Origin of the sequence: Pigmentiphaga kullae (assembly GCF_004216695.1) — a bacterium.
Lineage (GTDB): Bacteria > Pseudomonadota > Gammaproteobacteria > Burkholderiales > Burkholderiaceae_B > Pigmentiphaga > Pigmentiphaga kullae.
Genome location: NZ_SGXC01000003.1, coordinates 846,459 through 873,408, shown reverse-complemented (window position 1 = coordinate 873,408; position 26,950 = coordinate 846,459). Strand labels below are relative to the sequence as shown.

Below are 26,950 nucleotides of genomic sequence, written 5' to 3'. Positions count from 1 at the left end.
AGGCCCAGTCGGCCGTCGGGCGCGCTGCGCCCGCAAGGCGCGGCCCCGGCATGGCAGGCGGCGAAACGGCACGCCCCGGTGCACCCGTTGCCCGTCCCGCGGCAGCCGCCCGGCAGTGCCGGGAAAACTCCGGAAAAGCCCAGGCAATCCCCGAGGGCTTTATGATAACGGTTTCCCCAATCAAGACGAGTGCGGATCTGTGCCAAACGCTCTGATTTCCTTCATCCACGGCCACGCCGGCACCCTGCGGCGGCTGGCCCCGGCCGCGCTGCTGGGCCTGGCGGCATGCAGCTCGGTCAACAACTACGTCCCGAACTTCGTCAAGCCCTACCGGGCCGACGTCCAGCAGGGCAACTGGCTGACCCAGGAACAAGTGGAACTGCTGCGCCCCGGCATGACCCGCGAACAGGTGCGTTTCGCCCTGGGCAGCCCCACCCTGACCAGCATTTTCCATTCGGACCGCTGGGACTATCCGTACCTGTTCACGCCCGGCCACGGGCAGACCGAGGAACGGCGGTTCACCGTCTATTTCGCCAACGACCGGCTCGAGCGCTGGACCGGCGATGAACAGCCCGCCCGCCAGCCGTTCCAGCAGAAGGACACGCGCAAGGCCCTGGGCGCCGCCACGCAACCGGCCCAGCAGGCCCCGAACGCGGCGCCGTTGACGGTCGATGGCAATGCCTCCTCCCCCAGCCTGGATCCCGGCTCGGCCCCCGCCGTCGCCACGCCCGTCGCGCCGGTCGCTCCTCCCGCCACGGCGCCCTCGGGCGACGAGGCCCCCGCTCAACCCGCCACGAATACCAAGGAATGACCTCGATGCGTATCGCCATTGCCGGGGCGACCGGCCGCATGGGCCACATGCTGATCGAAGCCGTGCTCGCCGCCCCCGACCTGGAACTCGCCGTCGCGCTGGACCGCGCCGGCAGCCCCGCCATCGGCCACGATGCCGCCGAATTCCTGGGCAAGCAAAGCAAGGTCATGATCACCGACGATCTCGACGCCCTTGCGCAGGCCGACTGCCTGATCGACTTCACCCGCCCCGAAGCCACGCTGGCCCACCTGGAAGCCTGCCGGCGCCACGGCGTCAAGCTGGTGATCGGCACCACCGGCTTCGACGAGGCCGGCAAGGCCGCGATCGCGGCGGCCGCCGACAAGGTGGGCGTGGTCTTCGCCCCCAACATGAGCGTGGGCGTGAACGTCACCCTCAAGCTACTGGACATCGCCGCCCGCATCCTGAAGGAAGACTATGACGTGGAAGTGTTCGAGGTCCACCACAAGCACAAGGTGGATGCGCCCTCGGGCACCGCGCTGAAAATGGGCGAGACCGTGGCGCAGGCCTGGGGCAAGCCGCTGTCCGAGGTGGCCGAATGGGCCCGCCACGGCGACACCGGCGCCCGCAAGCACGGCACCATCGGCTTTTCCTCGGCCCGCGGCGGCGACGTGGTGGGCGACCACACCGTCTTCTTCTGCGGCCCGGGCGAGCGCATCGAAGTTACCCATCGGTCGAACAGCCGCGTCAACTACGCCGAAGGCAGCCTGCGCGCCGCCCGCTACCTGGCGGACAAGCCGGCCGGGTTGTATGACATGCAGGATGTGCTGAATCTGAGACCCGCCCCTACGCGCTGAAGGGAAGGCTCACCCCCTACGCCCTTCGGGCGCCCCCTCAAGGGGGCGGCGCTGGCGGACCGGCAAAGCCGGATCCGCGGCGCCCTGGCAACTGCTGGAACGGCCTCGTATGGGGCCGTTCTGTTTTTCAGGGGCCGTTGATGGCCTTGTTTTTGGCTTCTACGGCGATGATCAGGCGTTGGGCCATCTGGGGGAGCGGGACGATTTCGTGGACGGCGCCCAGGGCGATGGCTTCGCGGGGCATGCCGAAGACCACGCTCGATGCCTCGTCCTGGGCGAGGTTGTAGGCGCCTGCCTCGCGCAGCGCCAGCATGGCCCGCGCGCCGTCCTTGCCCATGCCGGTCAACATGATGGCCACGGTGCCTGCCCCGGCCGCGCGGGCGGCCGACAGGAACAGGACCTCGACCGAGGGACGGTGGCGGTTGACCGGTTCGCCCTCGGACAATTGCGCGTGGTAGCCCAGCAGCGGCAGCGGCCGCACCGACAGGTGGGCGTGGCCGGGGGCCACGTAGACGTGCCCCGGGTACAGCCGTTCGTTGTGCTCCGCTTCCTTCACGTGCAGCGGCGTGTGCTTGTCCAGGCGCTCGGCGAAGCTGCGCGTGAAGCCGGGCGGCATGTGCTGGGTGATGACGATGGGCGGCAGGTCGGCGGGCAGCGCCTCCAGCAGTTCGCGCAGCGCCTCGGTGCCGCCGGTGGACGCGCCGATGGCGACCAGCAGCCTGCGGTCGTACCGGGATGGCGGGGACGCGCGGCCGTCGGCGGGCCGGGATTGCTCGTCGTTCATGGATACGCTCAGCCCGGCTGCCTGGCGTAGACGGTGCGCCCCTGGAGCACGAAGCGCTGCTGCCCCTGGGAAAAACTCTCGGAATGGCCGACGAACAGCAGGGCCCCGGGCGGCATCAGCCCGGCCATGCGCTCGACGACCCGCAATTGCGTGGGCCGGTCGAAGTAGATCAGGACGTTGCGGCAGAACACCGCGTCGAGCGGCCCGCGCACCGGCCAGGCGGGGTCCAGCAGGTTCAACTGGCGGAAGTTCACCAGCGCCCTCAGTTCGGGCCGCACGCCGTACCGGCCTTCGGCCTCCTCGACGAAATAGCGGCGCGCCTGTTGGTCGGGCACCTTGGCCAACTGGTCGCGCCGGTACACGGCCTGCCGGGCCGTGGCCAGCACGTGGGTGTCCAGGTCGCTCGCCAGGATGCGCACCGGCGGCGCCAGGGTGCCGAACACCTCGGCGGCCGTGATGGCCAGGGTCCAAGCCTCTTCGCCCGTGGAAGCGGCGGCGCACCAGAGTTGCAGGGTCTGGCCCGGACGCTCGGCCGCCAGCCGCTTCAGGTGGGCGGCCAGGATCTGGAAATGGTGGTTCTCGCGGTAGAAATACGTCAGATTGGTGGTCAGCGCGTTGACGAAGTATTCCCATTCGGGCGCGCCGGCGCGCAGCCCCTCCAGGTAGGCGCTGAAGGACGGCCGGCCCGTGGCGCGCAGCCGCCGGGCCAGCCGGCTGTAGACCATGCTGCGCTTGGCGTCCGACAGCGAAATGCCGGTGTGCTGCCGCAACAAGGTCCGTATCCGGTCGAAATCCTGGCCGCTGAAGGCGAATTCGGTCCCGACGAGGGGGTCGGCCGTGCCCGGCATCGCGTCGGTCATGGCCAGGAGGCTGGTTCTGGATGTCACGCTCGGCCCTAAAGGAAAAGCCCCCACGCTATCATTGATGGGATTATCGGCAACAGTCACTGATTCATTAAGCAATGTTCAATCGCGGCCCCGTCTCCGTGCAGAACGCCAGCCCCGCATCGGCCGGGCTGCCTCGCTTCATGACGACGGCGCCCGGCCAGGCTTCGGCCGGACTGGGCGCCGACGCGCGCGAGGCTGCCCAGCTCGCCATCCTCTTCATCGAGGATTCGCTGGCCGATTTCACGTTGATGCGCGCCGTGCTGGTCGACGCGGGGCTGAATGTCACCGCCCAATGCGTCGACACGGAAGCCACCATGCGGCAGGCCCTGGCCGAACGCACGTGGGACGCCATCATCAGCGATCACTCCCTGCCCACCTTCAGCGGCCTGCGCGCGCTGAAGGTGGCCAAGGAAGTGGGTTTCCGCGGCCCCTTCCTGATCGTGTCGGGCGCCATCGGCGAAGAAACCGCGGTCGAGGCGATGCGGGCCGGCGCCGACGACTACGTGATGAAGAACAACATGCGCCGGCTCCCCCCCGCGCTGGAACGCGGCCTGCGCGAAGTGCAGACCCGCGACCAGCGGCAGCGGGCCGAGACGGCGCTGGCCTCGGCCCACGACCAGTTGAACGCCGTCTTCTCGGCCACGCCGGTCGCGCTGTTCGCCATCTCGCGCGAACGCACCGTCACCATGTGGAGCCCGGCCTGCGAAGACCTGACCGGACTGGGTTCGGCCGACACGCTGTCCCGTTCATTCGCCCTGCCCTCGCAGCCCGACACCTGGAAGCTGCTGACGCTGATCGCGCCCGCGCTGGACGGCACCGAAGTACGCGGCCTGCCGTTCAGCATAGAAACCAAGGGGGAAAACCGCGAACTGCTGGTGTCGGCCAGCCCGCTCAGCGGCTCTCCGCCTTCGGGCTGCGTGGTCGCGCTGTCCGACGTCACCCACCTGGCCCACGCGCAGGCCGAACTCAGCCGCTCCGAAAGCCAGTTGCGCGAACTCTCCCGCCACACCGAGCGCTTGCGGGAAAACGAACGGGCCGAACTCGCGCGCGAGATCCACGACGACCTGGGCGCCCTGGTCACGCGGATACGCGCCGACCTCGCGCTGGCCCGCCGCCGTTCCCGCGAAAAGGAAACGGCGCAACTGCTGGACGAAGCCGAACAGATGGTCGCCTCGCTGGGCGAGGCCATTTCCCGCATCGCCCGTGCCATGCGGCCGCCGGTGCTCGATTTCGGCATCGTCGCCGCGATCGAGTGGCAGGCGCGCGATTTCGCGCAGCACACGGGCATCACCGTCAACGTCCATACCAACCAGGACGACCTCGCGCTCGAACTGGAACAATCCATCGCCGTCTTCCGCATCTTCCAGGAAGCGCTGACCAACGTGTTCAAGCACGCGCAAGCCACGCGCGTGGACGTCGACCTCTTCGCCGACGACAGCACGCTCAGCCTGGAAGTCCGCGACAACGGCATCGGCCTGTCGTCCGATGCACTGCGCAAGCGCACCTCGTTCGGCCTGCGCGGCATGATGGAACGCGTCCACGGCCTGGGCGGCTGGATGGACATAGGCGGCTCGCCCCAGACGGGCACGCCGCCTTTCCGAGGAACCACACTCATGATTTCGATACCGTTGAATCCCCCCACCCTGTCCCTGCCGGGAGGCAAATCCCCCCACCACGAACCGGAGGATCAGGAATGATCCGTCTGGTGCTCGCCGACGATCACGCCATCGTGCGCTCGGGCCTGCGGCAGATCGCGCAGGCCGAGGAAGGCATCTCGGTGGTGGGAGAAGCGGCCGACTGCGGCGACCTGCTCGACGTGCTGCGCAAGACCGAGGCCGACGTCGTACTGATGGACATTTCCATGCCCGGCAAGAACGGGCTGGAAGGACTCAAGCAGGTGCGCGAGCGCTGGCCGCGCATCGCCGTGCTCATGCTCAGCATGTATCCCGAGGACCAATACGCGGTGCGCAGCGTCAAGGCCGGCGCCGCCGGCTACCTGCACAAGAACTCCCCGCCCGAAACCGTGATCGCGGCCATCCGGACCGTCGCGCGCGGCAAGAAATACATTACCCCCGAACTGGCCGAACAACTGGCCAGCCATCTGAGCCAGGGCGACGAACGCCCACCGCACGAACTGCTGTCCGACCGTGAATACCAGACCATGGTGATGATCGCCTCGGGCCGCACCCTGACCCAGATCGCCGAGGAAATCTCGCTATCGCCCAAGACCGTGTCGGTCTACCGCGCGCGCCTGCTCGAGAAGATGAAGCTCAAGAACAACGCCGAGCTGACCCACTACGCGCTGAAGCACAAACTGGTCGAGTAGAAGCGGAGCCCACCCCCTACGCCCTTCGGGCGCCCCCTCAAGGGGGCGATGCGGGTGGACCGGCGGAGCCGGATCCACCGCATCCTGGGTCTAGTGCCCGCTTCTTGGGTTGCGGCACCTGTGCTTCGCTGGCTGCCAGCGATAGCAACCGTGCTTCAGTCCAAGACTGTTTCCCTAGACCCAGGAAACCGCGGATCTGGCTCCGCCAGTCCGCCGGTTTCGCCCCCTGGGGGGCGCCCGTCAGGGCGTAGGGGGGGTCTCTATACTGCCGATGGCCTCCCGGCCGTTGTCGGTGTAGGTCAGGTCCTTGAAGGTCAGGGCGCGGGCCATGGCGATGCCTCGGCCGTGCATGTCGAAGGCGCGGTCGGGGGAGATTTCCAGGTAGGATCGCCAATCGAAGCCGGGACCCTGGTCCTTGACGCGGAAGCGGATGCGGTCGGGTTCGCGTTCGAAACTGACGCTGGCGATGCGGTCACGATACGGGGCCAGGGACAGCCGCCGCTGGATTTCCGCGGCCCATCGGCCTTCCATGCTCAGGCGCCCTTTGTCCACGAAGCCGACTTCCAGGTTGCCGTGCTCGACCGCGTTGACCATCAGCTCGGCCAGGCCGATCACCGCCACTTCGGGCGCGGGGCACAGCTTGGCCAGGAAGAACGCCAATTGACGGGCCTCGGCCAGGGATACGAAGCCGAAGTTGGCCTGCCGCATGTGGGCGAACACATCGTGCACGTCCGACAGGCGGCGGCGCAGGCCCTTCTGCCGCGCGCGGAATTCGATGGCCGCGCTGACGACCGCGATCAGCATGTCGTGTTCGTACGGCTTGGTCAGGTAGTAATAGGCGCCCCGGTGTATGCCCTCGAGCACGTCGGCCGGGCGCGAGGCGGCGGTCTGCATGATGACCGGAATGTCGGCCAGGCGGCGGTCCGCGCGTATCCGGGTCAGCAGTTCGATGCCGTCCAGCCCCGGCATCATCCGGTCGAGCACGATCAGGTCAAAGTCAGCGCCTGCTTCCTGCAACACGTCCCAGGCCTGGATACCGTCCTGCACGCACCGGAGCCGATAGCGTGGATCGGACAGGTGCTCGGAAATGATTTCCAGGTTGAGCGGCTCGTCGTCGACGACGAGGATGTTGAACGGTTCCTGCGACATGAAACATCCGGTGGGCCAGGTAAACGCGCCGGCGGCACCCTCGCATCCGTCCGCCGCCGGAACCGTCCTGTTACAGGTAGTTGAATATCGACATCCGGGCGATCTGCGTATAGGTCTGCTGCGCGGCCTGCACAGTGTACGTGCGTTTGGCCAGCTCGCCGGTCAATTCCGTCATGGTTTCCAGGTCCGACCCCACTACCCGCGAGAGCTCGCCGGTGATCTGTTCGCCGCGGGTTTCGCCCGCCGTGGTGGCCGCCTCGACCTCGGTCAGGCGGCTGCCGATGGACGAGCGCGCCTCGAGCAGCCGGTTCAGCGCCGAGTTCAGGTTCAGGTTGGCCTCGTACAGCGCGTTGGCGCGCGAAACGGACTCGGTCTCGGACGCGGGCTGCCCCAGGGCGGCGATGGCCTGGTCCAGCGTATCGAACACGCTTTGCGAGCGCGACGGGCCGAAACTCAGCTTGTCGCCTTCGGCGGGGCGGCCGCTGAAACCGATCTGCACGCCGGCGATGTCTATCGTCTGGCCGTCCTCGCCCAGGGTGCCGGTGCCGACCTCGGCCCCGTCCCTGTCCGAAACGGTATAGGCGCCGTCGGCGCCGAACTCGATGGTATACGGACCGTAGGCCGCCGCGGCCGACCAGGCCTGGCGGTCGGTGACCGTGCTGGAGGTAAGCGTGGCGCTGCCGGTGTTGCCGCTGGCGGCGCCGGCATCCAGTCCGTTGCGGCCAGTGGGGATGTCGCCGAACAGGTAGTTGCCGCTGAAACTGACGTCGATCACGCGGTTGGGCCCGATCTGGCTTTGGCGCACGCCGGCGTCGCCCTGGTAGACCACGCCGGAGGCGTTGCGCACGAAGGGCTGGCTGTCGCGCTTGTAGCCGGCGAAGACGTAGTTGCCGTTCTCGTCCTGGGTATTGGCCACGCTCATCAACTGATCGCGCAGCCCCTTGAGGTCGGCCAGGATGGATTGCCGGTTTTCCTCGTTCAACCCGCCCCCGCCCGCCTGCACGATGCGGGTCAGCGCCAGTTGCAGGGTGTTGCCGGCTTCCACCAGATAGTTCTCGGTGCCTTCGAGCAGGCCCTTGGCGTCCGCCTGGTTCTTCAGCATCTGTTCGTTGGCCTTGAGCGTGGCATCCAGCGCCACTTCGCGGCCGGCCGCGACCGGGTCGTCGGACGGGCTGAGCAGCTTGCGCTGGGCGGACAGCTGCTGCGAGACCTGCAGCAGCGCGCTCTGCTGGCTGTTGATGGCACGGATGCTGTTGTCGTAGAACTGGTTGGTGCTGACTCTCATGGCGGTCCGTAGGCGTATCGTTAATGGATGGCGGCGAGCAACTGGTCGAACAGCTCGGAAGACATGCCGAGCACCTTGCCGGCGGCCGCATAGGCCTGCTGGTAGCGCAGCAGGTTGGCCCCCTCTTCGTCCAGGTTCACGCCCGACAGCGACTGTTCGCTGGCCACCGCCTGGTCGAAAGCCGTCTGCTGCGCGGCCTTGCTGATGTTCAGCGAGGCTGCGCGCGTGCCGACCTGGGAAATGAGTCCCGCATAGGCATCGGTCAGCGTGCTGCCCCCGGCGATCCGGGTGGTCCCCAGTCCGGCCATGGCCAGAGCGTTGCGGTTGTCCCCCGCGGGAGCGCCTGGATCGGCCTTGACGGTGATGGTGTCCCCGGCGGCGGGGATGCCGGCCAGGTCGAAGGCCCAGCCGTTGTACGAAATGGCCTGCTGCGGCGGCTGCAAGGAGCCCGTCGACAGCACGGTGCCGTCCTCGCCCAGCAACTCGTAACCGGTGGCGGACGTGAAGCGGACGGTGACCGACGTCCCGTAGTCGGGGCTGGCCGACTCGGCCGAACGCAGCCGCGACGCCTGGGCCGTACCGGTGTTGGTGCCCGCCGTCTCCAGGCCCATGGGCGCGGCGGCGGCCAGCTTGCCAGGGTCGCCCAGCATCACTTCGACGCCGGCCGCGGCCTGGCTGGCGACTTTGATCGTGAACGTGTCGCCGTCTGCCAGGTCGCCGTCAGCCAGACCGATGGTCAGGCCGTCGACATTCTGCGGCAGGGACGAGAACGGCCCAAGCTCGGTACCGTCATCCAGGCGGGTCAGCACATATTCGCTGCCCACCCGCGTCAGCTGGTAATCGCTGCCGGTCAGCGAGCGCGTGTCGGCAATGCCCACCGCCAGCCGCGCATCGCCGGTGTTGCCCCGCTGGCCCACGGCCACGGGGTTGCCGATGCGGAACAGGGCCTGGCCCGGCTGCCCGTTGCTGTCCAGGCCGAATTGCTGCTGCTGGTTGTAGGCCGCCGCCATGGCGATGGCCAGGCGCCCCAGTTCGGACTGGGCCTGGGCCAGTTCGTTGTCACGGAATTGCAGCAGCGCGCCCAGCTGGCCGCCATCGATGTCGCTCTGGTTGAGCTGCATGGCATGGCTGCCGACGGTCAGCGACAGGCTGGTGCCGGTGGGCGAATTCGGGTCGCGGGTGTCGATCTTCAACTGCGAGGCCACCTGCTCCAGGACCAGCGGCTGGCCGTTGGCCAGGTAGACGTTGATGCTCGTGCCCTGGGTGCTGGTGGTGATGCCCGTCAGCTTGCCCAGTTCGCGAACCAGCACGTCGCGCTGGTCCAGCAGGGCGTTGGGCGCCTGCCCCTGGCTGGTGCCATAGGCGTCGCCGATCTTGGCGTTGTAGGCGGCAATGCTCTGCACCAGCTGGTTGATCTGCCCCACCGTGGCGCTGGCCTGGTTGTCGATGCCCTGGCTCAGGGTGGACAGGTCTTCGCTGACGGCGCGAAAGCGCGCCGCCGTCGACTGCGCCGCCGCCAGCGCGGCCTGCCGCGACGCGGTCTGGGCGGGATTCTGGCTGAAGCCGCCGATGGCGGTGTACAGCGCGTTCAGGCTCTGGTTGATGCCGGTATCCACCGAACCGAGGCGGTTGATCAGGCCGCTCATCTGGTCCGAATAGGTGGAAAGATAGCTGAGCGTCGATGCCGACTGGCTGGCCTGGCTGGACAGGAAGTCGCTGTAGGCGCGCTGGACCGTGACGACGTCCACGCCCTGCCCGAAATAGCCGGCGCCGCTGAAATTCGACAAGGCCGACTGCAGCACCACCTGCTGGCGCGAATACCCGGGCGTCCCCTGGTTGGAGATGTTGTTGGCGGTGACGGCCAGCCCGGCCTGGGCGGCGCGCAATCCGGTCAATGCGATGTTGGCGATGTTCGTGGTCATGGTTTCATGCGGACTGCCTGGCGTGCGCGGCGGCGCCTTGCACGGCTGATGTCTTTCTTAACGGACGCCGGCGCCCAAGCTTGAGCATGCCGGCGGCCTTACGCCCGGGCCGGAGCAAATCTGCCGCTAGACGACGACCTGCATGGCCCGCCGGATGGTGCTGCCCAGCTTTTCGGCGTACCTGGGGTCGGTCGCGTAGCCTGCCCGCTGCAGGCCCTGGGCGAACTGCTCGGCGTTGCCGGCCGATTGCAGCACCTTGGCATAACGGGGATTCGACGCCAGCAGGCGCGCGTAGTCCTCGAACGCCTGTTCGTAGGAGTCGTAGGCGCGGAACTCGGCGGTCACGCGCTCCGGCGCGCCGTTGCGATATTCGGTCGTGCGGGTGCGCACGGTGCGGCCGTCCCAGCCCGTCGCCTTGATCCCGAACAGGTTGTGGCTGGCTTCGCCCTGGGCGCCGCGGATCTCGCGCCGTCCCCAGCCCGACTCCAGGGCGGCCTGGCCCAGGATGTAGGCGGCCGGGATGCCCGTCGCGGCCTCCGCGCGCCGGGCCGCGGGCAGGAACTTGCCCAGGAACTCGGCGCGGACTTCTTCGGCGGATGCGGGCGCGGTACGCGCCTCGGCCGCGGGTTTGCTGGCCGCCGCGGGCGGCGCGTAGGCCGGCTGGGTGCCGAACCGGCCGTTCTGGATGCGGCGCGGCGGGGCCGCCCCTCCCGCCAGCGCCGCGGCGTCCATGCCGCCTATCATGCCGCTGGTGGCCGTCGAGGGCGTGCCGATGGTCCGGCCGCGCGCCAGCTCCAGCGTGGACATGGACAGCGGCAGCCCGGCACGGCGCAGGGACTCCGGCGACATCGTACTGCGGGTCAGCTGCTTCTCCAGCATGTCGGCCAGCCCCAGGCCGCTGCGCGCCGGCGCGGGGCCGCTGCCCGCATCCTGAACGCCGGCCAGCTTCTGCGCCATCTGCTGATCCAGCATCCCCCGCCAGGTCTGCGAGGCGGGGCTGTTCAGCGCCTGGGCCAGCGGGCCGTCGCCCGCCAGCGACGTCTGCCGCATCTGCGACAGCAGCATCTGGGCGAACTGCGCCTCGAACTGGCGGGCGGCCTGCCTGACGGTTCCCGCCTGGTCGCGCCGCGCCTGCAGCTTCAGGTCTTCCAGCGAACGGGCATCGATCGCCATGCCGCCCCGCTGCATCGCGCTGTCCATCTTGGTCATCAGATGATCTCCAGTTCGGCGGTCAACGCACCCGCGGTCTTGAGCGCCTGCAGGATGGAGATGAGGTCCTGCGGCGTGGCGCCGAGCAGGTTCAGCGCCTTGACCACCTCCGCCAGCTGGGCGCCGCCATCCAGGTGCACGATGGCGCCGCCGCCCTGCCTGATCTCGATGTCGGCGCGCTCGGTCACCACCGTCTGCCCGCCCGAGAAGGGCGCCGGCTGGCTGACCACCGGCGCCGCGCTGACCGTGACGCTCAGGTTGCCGTGCGCGACGGCCACCGGCGCCAGGCGCACGCTCTGGTTCATCACGACCGAGCCGGTGCGCGCATTGATGACCACCCGCGCCGGCGCGCGGCTGCCCACGACCTCCAGGTCCTCGATCTGCGCCATGAAGGCGACCCGGGCATCCGGGGACGAGGGCGCGCGCAGTTCGATCACGCGGCCGTCGAGCGCGGTCGCCGTGCCGGGGCCGATACGGCGGTTGATGGTCTCGACCATCGAACGCGCCGTCGAGAAATCGGCGGTGGTCAGCTCCAGCCTCAGCGCGCCATCGTCGGAAAACGGCGTCGGCACGTCCCGCTCCACCGTGGCGCCGGCCGGGATGCGGCCCGCGCTCAGGTGGTTGATCTGCGCGCGGCTGCCTGCCGCCGAGGCGCCCGCGCCCCCCACCGACACGCTGCCCTGCGCCATCGCATAGACCTGCCCGTCCAGCCCCTTGAGCGGCGTCAGCAGCAGCGTGCCGCCCCGCAGGGACTTGGCGTTGCCCATGGAGCTGACCGTCACGTCGACCTGCTGGCCCGGCTGCGAGAACGGCGGCAGCATGGTGGTCACCATCACCGCCGCCACGTTCTTGAGCTGGAGCCGCGTGCCGGGCGGCACGTTGATGCCCAGGTTGGACAGCATGGACATCAGCGACTGGGTCGTGAACGGCGTTTGCGTGGTCTGGTCGCCCGTGCCGTCCAGGCCCACGACCAGGCCGTAGCCCACCAGCTGGTTGTTGCGCACGCCCTGGACGTTGGCCAGGTCCTTGACCCGGGCGGCCTGGGCCGCCGGCGCGAGCAGCGCGCACAGCATCGCCACGGCCAGACGCAGGCAGGCGGCGAGGAACGGATGATGGTTCATGGTGCGCGCGCTCAGAACGGCAGGAACGAATAGAAGAAGCGCGACAGCCAGCCCACGGTCTGGGCCTCGTCGATCGCGCCCTGCCCCCGGTATTCGATGCGCGCGTCGGCGACCTGGGTCGAGCTGACCGAGTTGCCGCCGACGATGTGAGTCGGGTTGACCACGCCCGAGAAACGCACGCGCTCGGTCTCGCGGTTGGTGCCGATCTGCTTTTCGCCCGAGACGCGCATGTTGCCGTTGGCCAGCACCTCGACCACGGTCACGGTGATCGTGCCCGACAGGATGTTGCTGGCGCCGGTCTCGCCGCGGGCGTTGAAGCGGTTCTCGCTCTCGCCCTGCACGCCCAAGCCGCGCAGGATGCCGGAACCGGGCAGCTTGTTGATGGACGGGATCCCCACCGAGGCCGAGGCCGACCGCTGCGCCGACGTATTGTTGCGCTGGGACGAATTGATGTGTTCTTCCAGACGCACGACCAGTGTGTCGCCGATGTTGCGCGCCCGCACGTCCTCGAACAGCGGACGATAGCCGGGCGCGGCGCCGAATATGCCGCCGGTGGGCCGGCGGTTCGCGTTGTAGGCCACGGGATCCACCGGCCGGGCCGTGGTCGGTCCGTCGATGTCGACCTTGGGCGCGGCGCAGGCCGCCAGCCCCGCCAGGATCGTCATCCCGGCGATGGCCCTGGCGCCACGGACACGCGGCCTGAACGCTTGCTTCATCCCGGCCTTCCTCAGAGCTGCGAGATGCGCTGGAGCATCTGGTCGGCCGTGGTGATGGCGCGCGAGTTGATTTCGTACGCGCGCTGGGTCTGGATCATGCCGACCAGTTCCTCGACCACGTTGACGTTGGATGCCTCGACGTAGCCCTGGTTGATCAGCCCTGCCCCGTTCAAGCCGGGCACGTTGACCACGGGCACGCCCGAGGCGGCGGTCTCGCCGAACAGGTTCTGGCCCAGCGGCTGCAGGCCCGGCGGATTGATGAAGGTCGCCAGCTGCAGCTGGCCCAGCTGGACCGGCTGGGTCTGGCCCGCCACCGTCGCCGTCACCACGCCGTCCTGGCCGATGGCGACTTCCTTGACGCCTTCCGGTACCACGATGCCCGGATCGATGACCAGGCCGTTGTTGGTCACGAGCTGCCCCTGGCTGTCGATCTGGAAGCTGCCGTCGCGCGTATAGGCCAGCGTGCCGTCGGGCAATTGCACCTGGAAAAAGCCGGCGCCGTTGACCGACAGGTCGAAGCTGCTGCTGGTCTGCTGCAGGGCGCCCTGCGAATAGTTGCGAACCGTGGCCACGGGCCGCGAGCCCGTTCCCAGCGTAAGCCCCGCGGGTACCTGGTTTTGCTGCGTGGTCTGCGTGCCGGCCGGCCGCATGGTCTGGTAGAGCAGGTCCTCGAACACCGCGCGCGAACGCTTGTAGCCATTGGTGCTGACGTTGGCGAGGTTGTTCGAGATGACGTCCAGCTGGGTCTGCTGCGCATCCAGGCCGGTCTTCGCGATCCAGAGAGAACGCATCATGATGCTTGATCCTTATCGCGGCATGCGCCGCACTACGCAAGATTCCATCGCCGCGGGCCCGGGCCCGCGGTCAAGTCATGCTCAATATCTGGGTGGCCGACCGCTGGTTCTGGTCGGTGTTCTGCATGAGCTGTATCTGCACGTCGTAGTGACGCGCCGCGGCGATCATGCCCACCATGGTTTCCACGGCGTTCACGTTGCTGCCCTCGAGCATGCCGCCCGCCACGCGCACCCCGTCGGCCGCCGGCGCGATGCCGCCCTGGCGCAGGCGGAAAAGGCCGTCCGCGCCGCGCGCCAGCGTGTTCCCCGGCGGGTTCACCAGCTTGAGGTTGGCGATCTGCGCGGCCTGTACCCGGTCGACCTCGGGCACGGAGGAAATCGAACCGTCGGTATTGACCTGCACCTTGGTGTCGGGCGGAATCAGGATGGGCTCGCCGTTCGGGTCCAGCACCGGGCGCCCGGCCACGTCGACCAGCATGCCGTCCGCCGTGGTCTGGAAGCCGCCGGCGCGGGTGTAGGCCTCGCCGCCGTCCGCGCCACGCACGGCGAACCAGCCCTCGCCCTGGATCGCGACGTCCAGGTCGCGCCCGGTCGCCATCATCGCGCCGGCCGACATATCGGCGCCCGGCGTCGACTCGACCGCATAGGCGCGCGTGCGCAGGCCGGGACCGCCGACCACGGGCGCGGTACGCTGGGCCACGATCTCGGCGCGGAACCCGGGCGTCAGCGCGTTCGCCAGATTGTTGGTCTGCACGTCCTGGCGCCGCATCAGTTCGCGGGCGCCGGTCGCGGCAATGTAAAGGGCTCTGTCCATCAGCGCATGTTGACCAGGGTCTGCATCAGCGAGTCCTGCGTCTTGATCGTTTGCGCGTTGGCCTGGTAGACCCGCTGGGCGGTGATCATGTTCACCAGTTCGCCGGTCAGGTCGACGTTGGCATCTTCCAGCGCGCCCGAGGTCACGGTGCCGAAGTTGCTCGAACCCGGCACGCCGATGCGCGGACCGCCCGACAGGATCGTTTCCAGGAAGTTGTTGCTGCCCGCCGACACCAGCCCCTGCGGATTGACGAAGGACACCAGCGTGATCTGGCCCTGCGCCCGCGACTGCTGGTTGGAGTAGTTGGCCTTCAGGATGCCGTTCTCGTCGATCGTGAAGCTGGTCAGGCGGCCCGAGGTGTAGCCGTCCTGGCGCTGCAACTCGTTGCTGAACGCCTGGCCGGTCTGCGACGTGGACGCCATGTTGTAGTTGATGGTCAGCCCGGTCGCGCCCGTGCCCAGCGTCGCGGCATCGACGTCGATCTGGAATACGCCGTTGTTCGATGCGGCCAGGTCGATCTTGCCCGACGCGTCGAACACCAGCGGAGCGCCGTCCGGGGTCCCGTCGCCGTCGGTATCGGGGTTGGTCACCTTGCCGTTCAGCGCGGTATAGACCTCCCACTGGCCCGGTGCGCGCTTCACGTAGAACGTGGAAAGAGTGTGCGTGTTGCCCAACGAGTCGTAGACCGCGATGGAGGTGGCGTGGGTATAGGTATTGGAGTCGTCGGGGCTGAAGGGATGGGCGGTGCGATCGATCGCGTCGGTCCGGGAATCGAGCACCGCGCCCTGCGTCACCTCGGAGGTGCCGCGCGCCTCGATGGAGCTGACCGTGAGCCGTAGGGGCTGCGGCTGGGCGGTATTGATGTTGCCGTTCGCGTCGGCGACATAGCCCGTCAGGCGCAGGCCGTTGGCGTTGACCACATAGCCGTTGGCATCCAGATGGAACTGGCCGTTGCGCGAATAGACGATGGATCCGGCGTTGTCCATGCGGAAGAAGCCTTCTCCCGAGATGGCGACGTCGAACGGATTGGACGTGACCGAGATGGCGCCCTGGGTGAACATCTGCGTGACGGAATTGAGCTTGGTGCCGATACCGATGTTGTTGGAATAGGTGCCGAGCACCGTCGACGCGTAGACGTCGGCGAATTCGGCCCGCGCGGCCTTGAAGCCCACGGTGTTGGCGTTGGCGACGTTGTTGCCGATCACGTCGAGGTTCTTGCCGGCGGCGTTCAGGCCGCTCAATGCCTGTTGGAAGCTCATCGCAGGGTTCCTTGCACTATCTGTTTCGGTATCCGGGAAATCGGGGCGGGACGAGGCGCTACCAGACCTGGTAGACGTCGGACAGGTTCACGAGGTTGCCCTTGGCGTCGACCACCGTGGTCGAGCCCGAGGACGGCCGCACCGAGGTGATCTGGGTCACGGTCAGCGGCGGGGCCGCGCCCACCTTGGTGCCCTCTCCGACCTGCACTTCGAACTTGTAGTCGCCGTCGGGCAGCGTGTCGCCCTTCGCGTTCTTGCCGTCCCAGGTGAAGGTATGCACGCCGGCCTCGACGTCGGTCAGCTTCCTGCGCGCGATCTCGACACCGTCCGCGTTCTTGACCACCAGTTCGGCGCTTTCGACCGGGATGCTGAGCACATAGCCCCCCTCGGCCTTGCCGTCGGCCAGGGTGAGTCCGTCGCCCGACAACATGACCTTGCGGCCGATCAGCGACGCCGCCTGGGTGGCCTGCAGGCTGCCCATGCTGTAGCCCAGCCACTGCATGGTCGTGTTGAGCTGGCTGATGCCCGTGACGGTGCTGATCTGGGCGAGCTGCGAGGTCAGCTCGGCGTTGTCGAGCGGATTGAGCGGGTCCTGGTTGCGCATCTGCGCGGTCAGCATGGTCAGGAAGCGGTTGGACAGCTCCTCCGCGGATGACGCGGCCAGGGAACTGCCCGAGGCATTGGTGCCGGTATTGCTGTTGACGTTGGAAACGGCCATGCGGATTCCTTGCGAATGGGCGCCCGTTTCCGGGGCGGCCCGGCGTCTGGGCCTAGGTGCCCAGGGTCAGGGTCTTCTGCATCAAGGTCTTGGCGGTATTCATGACCTCGACGTTGGTCTGGTAGGCGCGCGAGGCGGCGATCATGTCGACCATTTCATCGACGACCTCGACGTTGGGCATGCTGATGTAGCCCTCGGCATCGGCCATGGGGTGCTTCGGATCGTAGATGCGCTTGGGCGGCGCGGGATCGGTCAGCACTTCGCGCACGCGCACGCCGTTGCCGCCGGCCACCGCTCCCGGCACGAGGTAGGACTCGAACACCACCTTGCGGCCGCGGTAGACCTGGCCGTCCGGCCCGCTCACGCTCTCGGCGTTGGCCAGATTGCTGGCCACCGCGCTCAGGCGCTGGCTGTTGGCGGTCAGCGCCGAACCGGCGATCTCGAATGCCTTGCTCATGGACATGGGGGTGCAGCCTCGTTCAGTTGTTCTGGATCGCGCGCTGGAGCGTCTGTATCTGCCCGTTCAGCATGCGCAGCGCGGCGTCGTAGCGCAGCGCGTTGTCGGCGAACCGCGTGCGCTCGAGGTCCGGATCGACGGTATTGCCGTCGATCGAGGCCTGCGCGGGCGTGCCGTACTTCAACGCCACCGGCAGGCCGTCCCCGGCGTCGCCCCGCAGATGCCGGGCATCCGTGGCCGACATCCGCAGCGGCGCCTGCGCGGCATCCGCAGCGGGCGTGCCCGTGGCGGCCCGCAGCGCGGCGCCGAAGTCGAAGTCCCGCGACTTGTAGTTGGGCGTCTCGGCATTGGCCAGGTTGGCCGCCAGGACTTCCTGGCGGCGGGCGCGCAGCTCCAGGGCTTGCGCGTTGAACATCAGTTCGTCGCCTATGCGGCTGATCACATGACCTCCTGTACTTGCGTGCGGGCGCCGGGCCTTTTCGCAGGCCTTGCCATTATTCGGATTCCCTGCCACGAACAAAGGCGGAGTAGGACCTCTTTTTCATCCTTGTTTTCACCTTCCTGGCGCCGGGGGCGCGATAGAGTGTCTCGTCCCCCGAGAACTCCAGGAAACCCGCTCCATGAAACGGTCCGGCCGCGCGACCGCCGCGACGCTCCTGCTGGCCGCCCTGGCACAACTGCCCGCCTGGGCGGATGCGCCCGCCGCCTCGCCGTCCAACGCCGACCTGCTCGAACGCGGCCGGCAATTGCTGGAAGCGCGCGCCGCCGCGGCGGCCGCCACGTTGGGCGGACGCGTGGACATCCACATCCAGGAGCAGGCCGCCGAACGCATCGCGCAGGCTCCCTGCGCACCCCAGGTTTTCCTGCCCGCCGGCGGCAGGCCCACCGGCAGGACCTCCATCGGCCTGCGCTGCGCGCACCAGCCCTGGCAGATCCGCATTCCGGCCGAGGTGGCGCTGCTCGTGGCCGTGCCCGTGCCCAGCCGCCCCCTGCCCGCGGGGACCGTGCTGCGCGAAAGCGACTGGTCGCTGGCCGAGGTCAACGTGGCCGCCTGGCCCCGGGGGGTCGCCACCGATCCGCGCCAGCTCGAAGGCTCGACCGTCACGCGGCCGCTCAAGGCGGGCGAACCCATCCCGCCCTCCGCCGTGCAGTCGCGCGCCCACCTGGGGTCGGGCGATCCCGTGCAGGTGGTGCTGAACGGCGCGGGATTCGTCATCAAGGCCACCGGCCGGATGCTGCACCCGGCCAGCCCGGGCCAGACGGCGCGCGTCCAGCTCGACTCGGGCCGCACGGTGGCGGGCATCCTGCGCGAAGACCGGGAAATCGAGGTCAACCTCTAGGATCGGCCGGCCGGATCGCCGCGCAGCACTTACATCCTGTAGCGCAATGGGCCCGCGCCGGGCGCGCCGATGCTAAAGTTCGGCACGCAGGCGCCGATAATTGCCTCATCTGCCGGGGTTGGCGCGACCACTCCACAGGGCAGCAAGATGGAGTCAACGTGAAGATCACGCAAAAGGGTCCCGATTCAATCAAGGTTTCCCGCCCCGCCCAGGGTGCGGAAGCCCGCCCCGCGACGCCCGCCCCGGCGCCCGCGGGCGGATCGGAACTCAGCCAGGTCCAGCTGTCGGCGCTGGCCACCAGCCAGTTGTCGGCGGGCGAAGCCCCCTTCAATGCCGAGAATGTCGAGCGCATCAAGCAGGCCATCCGCAACGGCGAATTCACCGTGAACGCCGAGGTCGTGGCCGACCGCCTGCTGGAAATCGAAAGCGGCCTGGCGCGCCAGTCATGACGCTCGAGGAATTTTCCCAGATCGTCGAACGCTGCAGCGCCGCCGGCAAGGCGCTGGCGCAGGCCGTTGCCTGCTCCGACACCCAGCGCATCGACGCCGCCACCCAGGACCTGAGCCTGCGCGTGCTGGACGTGCAGCGCGCGATCCCGGACGCCCTGCCCGGCCTGCAAGCGGCCCGGCCGGAAGTGCGGCAGGCCTGGCGCGAACGCCTGGCCGAAGCGGCGCATCCGCTGAAGATCGGCGTGGAACTGTCCACGCTCAATACGGTATCGGCCTCGGCCCGCTACGCGGCGCTGGCCCGCATCAGCGGCGCCGATCTGTCCTACTCCGCCTCCGGCCAGCTGTCGCGCTGAGCCGGCAGCGCGCCGGCGGCTAGCGCCCCCACTCCTTCAGGCGCGTGCGCAGGCGCGACACCGCCTGCGTATGCAACTGGCAAATCCGGGACTCAGTCACGCCCAGCACAGCGGCGATCTCCTTGAAGTTCATGTCCTGCTCGTAGTACATGCCCATCACCAGCTTCTCGCGCTCGGGCAGGCGCTCGATGCCATTGACCACGGCCTCGCGGAAACGGCGATCCGACAGCCTGGCCTGGGGGTCGCCCGCGCCATCGGCCGGCATGTGACGGTCCAGGTAGTCGTCGGCATCCTCGCTGCTGTCCAGGTCCTCGTAATGGAACAGTTGCACGCCCCGCGCATCGGCCAGCATCTGCTGGTACTCGCCCAGCTCCACCTCGAGTTCGGCCGCCATCTCGGCGTCGGAGGGAGAGCGGCCCAGCCTCTGCTCGCTGCGGTGCATGGCCGCCTCGATCTTGCGCTGGACCTGGCGGACGCTGCGCGGCAGCCAGTCGCCCCGCCGCAGTTCGTCCAGCATCGCACCGCGTATGCGCTGGGTGGCATAGGTCTCGAACTGCGCGCCCAACCCTTCCTCGAAGCGGCCGAGCGCATCCAGCAGGCCCAGCATGCCGGCCTGGATCAAGTCCTCGATCTGCACGCTGGCGGGCAGCCGCGCCACCATGTGGTGGGCCATGCGGCGCACCATGGGCACGTACTGTTCGACGTTCGTCTCGCGCGCCAGGGTTCCTTCACGCGTATACATTCATCTCTCGCGGGGAAAATTCGGGGCGGAAATACATGGGCCCCATGGTCAGGCCTGCGCCGGCTGCGACGGCGCGGGCTCCGCCGGCGGCACCGCGGCCTCGCACGCCCAGTCGAGCTCTTCGGCCTCCAGCGCGAACACCGGCGCATTGCGCACGCGCAGCGCCCGGTGCACCAGCAGCCGCGCATTGGCGACGTGGATGTCCTCGGGCACGCGCTGGCCATTGGTCATGTAGTGCAGCGGCACGCGATGGCGGATGGCCGCGTCCAGCACGCCGCCCAGGCGCACGGCCTCGTCCAGCTTGGACACCACCATGCCCGCCAGCCCGCCGGCCGAGTAGCCGTTCACGATGTCCTCGGCCTGCTCGGCGTGCGAACCGCCCGGCACCACCAGCAACCGCTTGACGCCTTCGCCGGAAATGGCCTGCAGGTGGCGCGCCATCTGTGTATCGCGCTGGCTCACGCCCGCCGTGTCGATCAGCACCAGCTTGCGGTCCGACATGCTGGCCAGCAGGACGTCGAGGTCGCTCGCACCCTTCGCGGCGTAGACCTCCACGCCGAGGATGCGGCCGAAGGTATGGAGCTGGTCGACCGCGCCGATGCGATTCTGGTCGGTCGAGATCAGTCCCAGCGCGCCGGCGCCGTACCTGACCACGCAATGGGCCGCGATCTTGGCGGTGGTGGTCGTCTTGCCCACGCCGGTGGGACCGACGATGGCATAGCGCCCGCCTTGCGCGACGATGCTGGCCTCGGCCTCGACGCAGGCCAGATTGCGGACCAGCACCTCGGCCAGCCACCGGTCGACCTCGTCCACCCCCTGCGTGGCCGGCAGGCGCGAGGCGACGCTGCGCGCCAGCTCCGGCGTGAAACCGCAATCGACCATGCGCCGCCACAGTTCGCGGCGCAGCGGGTGGCGCTGGGTGCTGTCGCGCCAGGCCATCGCGTCCATCTGATGCGCCAGCCAGTCGCGCATCGAACGCATCTCGCTGACGATGGGATCTGCCACCCGGCTCGCCAGCTCGGCGCGGTCCTGCTCGTCCAGCCGGGCCGTCACCGTCGGGGGGGCCGTCGGCTTGGCGGGCGCTGCCGGCCCGGCGGGCTTGGCCGGACGCTCGGCGGCCCCGCCCGCGCGCGGCGCCGCGCGCTTGTCCGCAGGCGGGCGGCTTGCGCCCAGGCGCAGCACGGGCTTGTCCGCGCCGCCGTCGGCGGCGGCCACCGCCATGGCGTGCGCCGGATCGGCATAGTCGCCGCCCGCGCGCACCAGATGCGAAATCTGGCCTTCCTGCAAACGCGGCCACTCGGCGCGCGGCGGCTCCGATGCCGCGGCTTCCGGCGGCACCTGGGCGGCCGGCGCCGCGCGCTCGGCCGTCTCGTCATGCAGCGCCAGCACGCGGGCCGCCGGCGACAGACGCACGGATTCGTCTTCCATGTCGTCCCACAGGGCCGGCCGGACCGCCGGCGCGTCCGGCGGAACGTCGGCGGACGGCGGGGAGGCGACGGCCGCATGGGCCACTTCGCCCACGACCTCGTCGGCCGCGGGCATGTCCTGCGCGCGGATGCCGACCACCTCGACCCCGGCCGTGGTGCGCCGGGTCGACACGATCATGGCATCGGCACCCAGCGCCTCGCGCATCATGCGCAGGCAATCCCGCGTGGAGGCAGCGATGAATTTGCGGAACTTCATGAGGCGGGCACCTGGAGGCTAGAAGGAATGGACATGCTCAACGCCCTCCCAGCGTCAACGCGACGCGGATCAGGCGGGACTCGGGAATCTCGGAATGCGCCAGCACCTTCAGGCGCGGCACGGAACGGCGGAAGAAGCGCGCCAGCGCCAAGCGCAGGCGGTCGGGCACGAGCAGCGCGGCGGGCTTGCCCACGGCATCCATCTTTTCGACCGCGGCGGCGGCTTCGCTCAGCAGGCGCTCGGCCAGGCCGGGTTCGATGGCGCCGATCTCGCCCGCCTTGGAGCTGATGGTCTGGAGTATGCGTTCCAGCTCGGGATCCAGCGCCAGCACGTCGACTTCGCCGTTGGCCCCGAAGATGCCCTGGGTGATGGCGCGCCCCAGCGCGACCCGCACGGCCCCCACCAGCTCGACGGGGTCCTGGGTATGGACGGCGTGCTCGGACAACGTCTCGACGATGGTGCCGAAGTCGCGGATGTGCACCCCTTCGTCCAGCAGGGATTGCAGGACCCGCTGCAGCGTGGCCATCGAGATCAGCTTGGGCACCAGGTCTTCCAGCAGCTTGGGCGTGCCGCGCGTGAAGTGGTCGCACAGCGCCTGCAGCTCGGCGCGGCCCAGCAGGTCCGCGGCATGGTTGTGCAGGAGATGGGAGAGATGGGTGGCGATGACGGTGCCGATGTCCACCACGGTATAGCCGGCCGCCTGCGCGGCCTCGCGCGCGGTGGCCTCGATCCACAGCGCCGGCAGCCCGAACGCCGGATCCCGCGTGGGCGAACCTGGGATCTCGCGCGTCACGCGGCCAGGGTTGATGGCCAGGAAACCGCCGGTCTGCACCTCGCCCTCGCCTATCGCCACGCCCTTGAGCGTGATGCGGTAGCCGCCGGGACGCAGTTCGAGGTTGTCGCGGATGTGCACCGCCGCCGGCAGGAAGCCGACGTCCTGGGCGAACTTCTTGCGCAGGGCCTTGATGCGTTTGAGCAGATCGCCGTCGCCGGTCTTGTCCACCAGCGGGATCAGCCGGTAGCCGACCTCCAGCCCCACCGTATCGACCTGGGTGACGTCGTCCCAGCTGGCCTCCTGCGCCTCGGCCGGCTCGTCCGCCACGGGCGGCGCGGCCGCCGTCTCGGCCTGGCGCCTGCGCAGCCGCGCCATGTGCCAGGACAACCCGCCCAGGCCCGCCGCCAGGGTCAGGAACGCCAGGTTCGGCATGCCCGGCACCAGGCCCAGCATGCCGATGATCGCGGCCGACAGGGCGATCGCCTGCGGCGTGCCGAGCAACTGCTTGCCCACCTCGGTGCCGATGTCCTCGCCCTCGCCCACCCGGGAGACGATCAGGCCGGCGGCGATGGACACCAGCAGCGCCGGCACCTGCGCGACCAGGCCATCGCCGATGGACAGCAGCACGTAGGCCCGTCCGGCTTCCGCGAAGCTCAGGTCGTGCTGGCCCACGCCGATCAGGAGTCCGCCGATGATGTTCACGAACAGGATCAGGATGCCGGCGATGGCGTCCCCGCGCACGAACTTCGAGGCGCCGTCCATCGCGCCGTAGAAATCGGCTTCCTGCGCCACGTCGGTACGGCGCTTGCGGGCGGTGGCCTCGTCGATCAGCCCGGCGTTCAGGTCGGCGTCGATCGCCATCTGCTTGCCCGGCATGGCGTCCAGCGTGAAGCGGGCCGAGACCTCCGCGATGCGGCCCGCGCCCTTGGTGACCACGACGAAGTTGATGATGACCAGCACCAGGAACACGACCACGCCCACGGCGAAGTTGCCGCCCACCAGGAACTGCCCGAAGGCCTCGATCACCTTGCCCGCGGCGTCCGGGCCGCTGTGGCCGTGCAGCAGCACCACGCGCGTGGACGCCACGTTCAGCGACAGGCGCAGCAGCGTGGTGACCAGGATCACGCTGGGAAAGACCGCGAAATCCAGCGGCCGCTTGGTGTAGGTGGCCACCATCAGCACCAGCAGCGAGATCGCGATGTTGAAGGTGAACAGCAGGTCCAGCATCAGGGGCGGCAGGGGCAGCAGCATCATGCCCAGCACGAGCAGGATGAAGGCCGGCATGCCCAGCTCGCGCAGCTGCGCCGAGTTGAACTCCAGCCCTCCCAGCTTGAGGCTGCGGCCGCTCATGCCCGGCCTCCGCGGCGCAGCGGCGCGTCATCCAGCGGATCCCAGCCCGCGGGGATCTCGACCGGCTGCAGCTCGGGCGGCGGCCCGGACACATAGTCCCGCAGTTGATAGACGTGGGCCAGCACCTGGGCCACGGCCCGGTACAGCGCCACCGGGACTTCCTGGTCGATGTCGGCGTGGCGGTACAGGGCCCGTGCCAGCCTGGGGCTCTCCAGCACGGCCACCTTGTGCTGTCCGGCCAGTTCGCGGATCCGGGCGGCGACCGCGTCCGTGCCCTTGGCCACCACGCGCGGCGCCCCCATCCGCTTGTCGTCGTACTTCAGCGCGACCGCGTAGTGGGTCGGGTTGGTCACCACCACGTCGGCCGTGGGCACCGACTGCATCATGCGCGAGCGGGCCCGGTCGCGCTGCAACTGGCGGATGCGCCCCTTCACATGGGGATCGCCCTCGGTTTCCTTGTTCTCCTGCTTGGCTTCCTCGAAGGTCATGCGCAGGTTCTTGTGATGGTTCCACCATTGCAGCGGCACGTCGGCCGCCGCGATCACGAACAGCGCGCCGGCCAGTACCAACGCATGGTTGGACAGCATCCCGCCCAGTTCGGCCAGGGCCTGCGGCGGCGACGGCAGGACCAGCGCCAGCCAGCCCTGGGTACCGTGCCAGACCAACAGGCCGGCGACGCCGCCCAGTACCAGGACCTTGAGGATGGATTTGCCCAGTTCGCCCAGCCCGGCCAGGGAAAAGATGCGGCCGAAGCCCTTGAGCGGCGACAGCCGGCTGAAATCGGGGCCCAGCGCCTTGCCCGACAACACCAGCCCGCCCAGCCCGATCGAACCCAGGATGCCCGCGGCCATGCCGGCGGCCAGGATCGGGGAGATCGCCAGCAGCGCATCGGCCAGGGCTTCGTTCAGCGACTTGAGCAGCATGGCGTCGTCGCGCGTGGTGGCGGCCGTGCCCGCCGCCGTGGCGAAGGCGGTCTTCATCCAGGTCATCGCGCGGTCGGCGATGCCCGCCCCCGCCAGGGCCAGCGCCGCCACGCAGGCGAAGGTCGCCACGGCGCCCGACAGGTCGCGCGAGCGCGCGACGCGCCCTTCCTCGCGGGCCTGGTCCAGCCGCCGCTGGGATGGCGCCAGGGTTTTTTCCTGGCCGCTTTCCTGGTTATCTGCCACGGTATTCCGGATATCGACGAACACCGGCGCGCTATCCACGCTCCGGCGACCTTACGCCGGCCAGGCGAACGCTCGCCGCCCCAGCCATGTAGGCGTATGGATTATCGCGAAGGCCTGCCCGGACAAAGCCCGAAACAGACACCGGAAAGAGCCGCTACTCCCGCCCGGGGCGGGCCTGCCGGCGCCTGGGGGTCAGAACACCCCTTCCAGCAGTTGTTTCATCTCCAGGACCAGCACCAGCGTACCGTCGCCGGACAGGGTGGCACCGGCCACGCCCTTGGGATGGATGCCCTCCAGCGGCTTGATCATGACCTCGTCCTGGCCGATGAAGCCGTCCACGCCCAGGACCAGCTGGCGTTCGCCGTAGGCCAGGACGACGGCCAGCGACGGCGGTTCCTCGCGCTGGCGTCCGAGCAGGACGGCCAGGTCGATGACGGGCAGTATCTCGCCGCGTATGGTCAGGGCCTGGTTGCTGCCCACCGTGTGCATTTCCTCCTGGCGCAGCGGGATGATCTCGCGCACCACGGACAGCGGAATGGCGTAGGGCTGGTCCACCAGCTTGAGCATCAGCACGGGCAGGATGGCCAGGGTCAGCGGCAGCGAGATCACGATGTGCGACCCCATGCCCGGCGCGGACTGGATGTCGATCTGCCCCTTGAGCTTCTCGATGTTGGTCTTGACCACGTCCATGCCGACGCCGCGCCCCGACAGGTCGCTGACTTCGCTGCGGGTGGAGAACCCAGGCAGGAAGATCAGTTGCAGGCAATGGGCGTTGTCCAGCACGGCGGCGTCTTCCGCGCTGATGACGCCCTTCTCGATGGCCTTGCGGCGGATGACGTCGGGGTCCATGCCGCGGCCGTCGTCCGACACTTCGATCACGATGGAGTCGCCCGTCTGTCGGGCCGACAGATGCACCGTGCCGCGCGCGGGCTTGCCGACCGAGCGGCGCTCGACCATGGTCTCGATGCCATGATCGACGGCGTTGCGGATCAGGTGCACCAGCGGATCGTTCAGTTCGTCCAGGATGGTCTTGTCGACCTCGGTCTCGCCGCCGGTGATGTTCAGTTCCACGTCCTTGCCCAATTGTCGGGCCAGGTCGCGCGCCAGGCGGGAGTATTTCTGGAACACCCGGCCGACCGGCTGCATGCGCGCCATCATGACGGCCGACTGCAGGTCGGAAACCAGCGTATCCAGCTGGCTGAAGACCGCGTCCAGCGTCTCGGCCGCCGCGTCGTCCCGGCGGCTGGCGCCCAGGAGCGCGTCGCGCAGGCAGGACAGGCGGTTCTTGGTCAGGCCGATCTCGCCCGACAGGTTCAGGATCTGGTCGAAGCGCGCCGTATCCACGCGTATCGTCGCGTCCTTGGCCACGGCCTGCGCGCCGCCCACGGGGGCCAGCATCTCGGGACGATAGGGCCGCGACGATGTGGGCGCGCCCGCTTCCTGGACCGGCGCCGCCTCGGCCTTCATCCCGGGCGGATCGCCGAACGCGGCGCGGTAGTAGCCCAGCCAGTCCGGCTCGCCGTCCGCCCGCGCGCCGGGCGCCGCGGCATGGGCCAGCACGTGCGAGGCCTCGGCCGCGGCGGCGGCCGGCAGGGAATCCGCCCGCAGCGCGCTGGTGTCGACCGCCTCGCCCTTGGCGGCGGCCTCCAGCGCGAGCAACAACCCGGCGGGCGCCGCCTCGGGCATCGCGCCGCGCTCCATTTCCGAGAACATGCGCCGTACTTCGCCGGTCGCCGCCAGGATCACGTCCATGATTTCCGGCGTGATGCGCAGCGAACCGCCGCGCAGCAGGTCCAGCAGGTTCTCGCCCCGATGGCACAGCTCCACCAGCGGCGTCGCCTCGAGGAACCCGGCTCCGCCCTTGACCGTATGGAAGCCGCGGAACACCTGATTGAGCAGGCCGGCGTCGTCGGGACGCTGTTCCAGTTCGACCAGGCCGATATCGACGTCGTCGAGCAGGTCTGAGGCCTCGGTCAGGAAGTCGGCAAGCAGGTCCTGCATGTCGGAGAAGGCTGACACTCGTTT

General features: G+C 69.0%; 26 protein-coding genes. 7 read left to right on the top strand and 19 right to left on the bottom strand.

The annotated features are described in order from the left end of the window. Positions 1-199 precede the first annotated feature (199 nt). A complete protein-coding gene (locus EV675_RS26940) occupies positions 200-811 on the top strand; it encodes an outer membrane protein assembly factor BamE (protein WP_423213247.1) in 612 nt (203 codons plus the stop codon). Positions 812-816: 5 nt separating this feature from the next. After that, complete coding sequence (gene dapB, locus EV675_RS26935; protein ID WP_130361693.1) at positions 817-1,626, top strand: 4-hydroxy-tetrahydrodipicolinate reductase; 810 nt, start codon at positions 817-819, stop codon at positions 1,624-1,626. Positions 1,627-1,753: 127 nt separating this feature from the next. Here dapB and EV675_RS26930 read toward each other — a convergent pair whose 3' ends face one another. Together EV675_RS26930 and EV675_RS26925 are read right to left on the bottom strand one after the other, a co-directional pair. Continuing rightward, the gene (locus EV675_RS26930; protein WP_130361691.1) at positions 1,754-2,410 is read right to left on the bottom strand and encodes a CheB methylesterase domain-containing protein; all 657 of its coding nucleotides are present in this window, start codon (positions 2,408-2,410) and stop codon (positions 1,754-1,756) included. An 8-nt stretch (positions 2,411-2,418) separates the two neighbouring features. Further along, positions 2,419-3,297 (bottom strand): CheR family methyltransferase, encoded by an 879-nt coding sequence (locus EV675_RS26925; RefSeq protein ID WP_341273605.1) that lies wholly within the window; start codon positions 3,295-3,297, stop codon positions 2,419-2,421. A 74-nt stretch (positions 3,298-3,371) separates the two neighbouring features. Here EV675_RS26925 and EV675_RS26920 point away from each other — a divergent pair, with 74 nt between their 5' ends. Then, positions 3,372-4,994: a hybrid sensor histidine kinase/response regulator gene (locus EV675_RS26920; RefSeq protein ID WP_130361689.1), complete on the top strand. Its 1,623-nt coding sequence runs from the start codon at positions 3,372-3,374 to the stop codon at positions 4,992-4,994. After that, positions 4,991-5,623, top strand: coding sequence for a response regulator (locus EV675_RS26915; RefSeq protein ID WP_130361687.1), 633 nt, complete (start codon positions 4,991-4,993; stop codon positions 5,621-5,623). The genes EV675_RS26920 and EV675_RS26915 overlap by 4 nt, the downstream gene beginning before the upstream one ends. A gap of 240 nt (positions 5,624-5,863) precedes the next feature. Here the strand turns inward: EV675_RS26915 and EV675_RS26910 are convergent, their stop codons facing one another. The 12 genes from EV675_RS26910 to flgB all read right to left on the bottom strand — a co-directional run bounded on the left by EV675_RS26910 (position 5,864) and on the right by flgB (position 17,509). Further along, positions 5,864-6,772 (bottom strand): ATP-binding response regulator, encoded by a 909-nt coding sequence (locus EV675_RS26910; RefSeq protein WP_130361685.1) that lies wholly within the window; start codon positions 6,770-6,772, stop codon positions 5,864-5,866. A gap of 70 nt (positions 6,773-6,842) precedes the next feature. Further along, positions 6,843-8,057, bottom strand: coding sequence for a flagellar hook-associated protein FlgL (gene flgL, locus EV675_RS26905; RefSeq protein WP_130361683.1), 1,215 nt, complete (start codon positions 8,055-8,057; stop codon positions 6,843-6,845). Positions 8,058-8,077: 20 nt separating this feature from the next. Next, positions 8,078-9,979: a flagellar hook-associated protein FlgK gene (gene flgK, locus EV675_RS26900; RefSeq protein ID WP_130361681.1), complete on the bottom strand. Its 1,902-nt coding sequence runs from the start codon at positions 9,977-9,979 to the stop codon at positions 8,078-8,080. A 126-nt stretch (positions 9,980-10,105) separates the two neighbouring features. Then, positions 10,106-11,188, bottom strand: coding sequence for a flagellar assembly peptidoglycan hydrolase FlgJ (gene flgJ / locus EV675_RS26895; RefSeq protein ID WP_130361679.1), 1,083 nt, complete (start codon positions 11,186-11,188; stop codon positions 10,106-10,108). After that, entirely contained in the window at positions 11,188-12,309 is a 1,122-nt protein-coding gene (locus EV675_RS26890) for a flagellar basal body P-ring protein FlgI (protein WP_130361677.1), read from the bottom strand. The genes flgJ and EV675_RS26890 overlap by 1 nt, the downstream gene beginning before the upstream one ends. Before the next feature lie 11 nt (positions 12,310-12,320). Beyond that, positions 12,321-13,025: a flagellar basal body L-ring protein FlgH gene (locus tag EV675_RS26885; protein ID WP_130361675.1), complete on the bottom strand. Its 705-nt coding sequence runs from the start codon at positions 13,023-13,025 to the stop codon at positions 12,321-12,323. Positions 13,026-13,036: 11 nt separating this feature from the next. Further along, positions 13,037-13,819 (bottom strand): flagellar basal-body rod protein FlgG, encoded by a 783-nt coding sequence (gene flgG, locus EV675_RS26880; protein ID WP_130361673.1) that lies wholly within the window; start codon positions 13,817-13,819, stop codon positions 13,037-13,039. Between the two features lie 70 nt (positions 13,820-13,889). Further along, positions 13,890-14,633: a flagellar basal-body rod protein FlgF gene (gene flgF, locus EV675_RS26875; RefSeq protein ID WP_130361671.1), complete on the bottom strand. Its 744-nt coding sequence runs from the start codon at positions 14,631-14,633 to the stop codon at positions 13,890-13,892. Beyond that, entirely contained in the window at positions 14,633-15,892 is a 1,260-nt protein-coding gene (gene flgE / locus EV675_RS26870; protein ID WP_130361669.1) for a flagellar hook protein FlgE, read from the bottom strand. The genes flgF and flgE overlap by 1 nt, the downstream gene beginning before the upstream one ends. 58 nt (positions 15,893-15,950) lie before the next feature. Then, positions 15,951-16,610 carry a flagellar hook assembly protein FlgD gene (locus tag EV675_RS26865; RefSeq protein ID WP_130361667.1) on the bottom strand — a complete coding sequence of 220 codons (660 nt, stop codon included), beginning with the start codon at positions 16,608-16,610 and terminating at the stop codon, positions 15,951-15,953. A gap of 52 nt (positions 16,611-16,662) precedes the next feature. Beyond that, positions 16,663-17,073 carry a flagellar basal body rod protein FlgC gene (flgC, locus tag EV675_RS26860; RefSeq protein ID WP_130361665.1) on the bottom strand — a complete coding sequence of 137 codons (411 nt, stop codon included), beginning with the start codon at positions 17,071-17,073 and terminating at the stop codon, positions 16,663-16,665. Positions 17,074-17,089: 16 nt separating this feature from the next. Beyond that, positions 17,090-17,509 carry a flagellar basal body rod protein FlgB gene (gene flgB, locus EV675_RS26855; protein ID WP_130361663.1) on the bottom strand — a complete coding sequence of 140 codons (420 nt, stop codon included), beginning with the start codon at positions 17,507-17,509 and terminating at the stop codon, positions 17,090-17,092. 178 nt (positions 17,510-17,687) lie between these two features. Here flgB and flgA point away from each other — a divergent pair, with 178 nt between their 5' ends. The 3 genes from flgA to EV675_RS26840 all read left to right on the top strand — a co-directional run bounded on the left by flgA (position 17,688) and on the right by EV675_RS26840 (position 19,209). Next, positions 17,688-18,407: a flagellar basal body P-ring formation chaperone FlgA gene (gene flgA, locus EV675_RS26850; RefSeq protein WP_130361661.1), complete on the top strand. Its 720-nt coding sequence runs from the start codon at positions 17,688-17,690 to the stop codon at positions 18,405-18,407. A gap of 158 nt (positions 18,408-18,565) precedes the next feature. Continuing rightward, complete coding sequence (gene flgM, locus EV675_RS26845) at positions 18,566-18,856, top strand: flagellar biosynthesis anti-sigma factor FlgM (protein WP_165404791.1); 291 nt, start codon at positions 18,566-18,568, stop codon at positions 18,854-18,856. Further along, complete coding sequence (locus tag EV675_RS26840) at positions 18,853-19,209, top strand: hypothetical protein (RefSeq protein ID WP_130361659.1); 357 nt, start codon at positions 18,853-18,855, stop codon at positions 19,207-19,209. Before flgM ends, EV675_RS26840 begins: the two co-directional genes overlap by 4 nt. A 19-nt stretch (positions 19,210-19,228) precedes the next feature. Here EV675_RS26840 and EV675_RS26835 read toward each other — a convergent pair whose 3' ends face one another. The 5 genes from EV675_RS26835 to EV675_RS26815 form a co-directional block, all read right to left on the bottom strand. After that, entirely contained in the window at positions 19,229-19,951 is a 723-nt protein-coding gene (locus EV675_RS26835; RefSeq protein WP_130361657.1) for an RNA polymerase sigma factor FliA, read from the bottom strand. Between the two features lie 48 nt (positions 19,952-19,999). Then, complete coding sequence (flhF, locus tag EV675_RS26830) at positions 20,000-21,634, bottom strand: flagellar biosynthesis GTPase FlhF (RefSeq protein WP_130361655.1); 1,635 nt, start codon at positions 21,632-21,634, stop codon at positions 20,000-20,002. Between the two features lie 37 nt (positions 21,635-21,671). Beyond that, on the bottom strand, positions 21,672-23,759 hold the full coding sequence (gene flhA, locus EV675_RS26825; protein WP_130361653.1) for a flagellar biosynthesis protein FlhA: 2,088 nt from the start codon (positions 23,757-23,759) through the stop codon (positions 21,672-21,674). Continuing rightward, the gene (gene flhB, locus EV675_RS26820) at positions 23,756-24,925 is read right to left on the bottom strand and encodes a flagellar biosynthesis protein FlhB (RefSeq protein ID WP_130361651.1); all 1,170 of its coding nucleotides are present in this window, start codon (positions 24,923-24,925) and stop codon (positions 23,756-23,758) included. Before flhB ends, flhA begins: the two co-directional genes overlap by 4 nt. Before the next feature lie 192 nt (positions 24,926-25,117). Next, positions 25,118-26,944 carry a chemotaxis protein CheA gene (locus EV675_RS26815; RefSeq protein ID WP_130361649.1) on the bottom strand — a complete coding sequence of 609 codons (1,827 nt, stop codon included), beginning with the start codon at positions 26,942-26,944 and terminating at the stop codon, positions 25,118-25,120. Between the last annotated feature and the right edge of the window lie 6 nt (positions 26,945-26,950).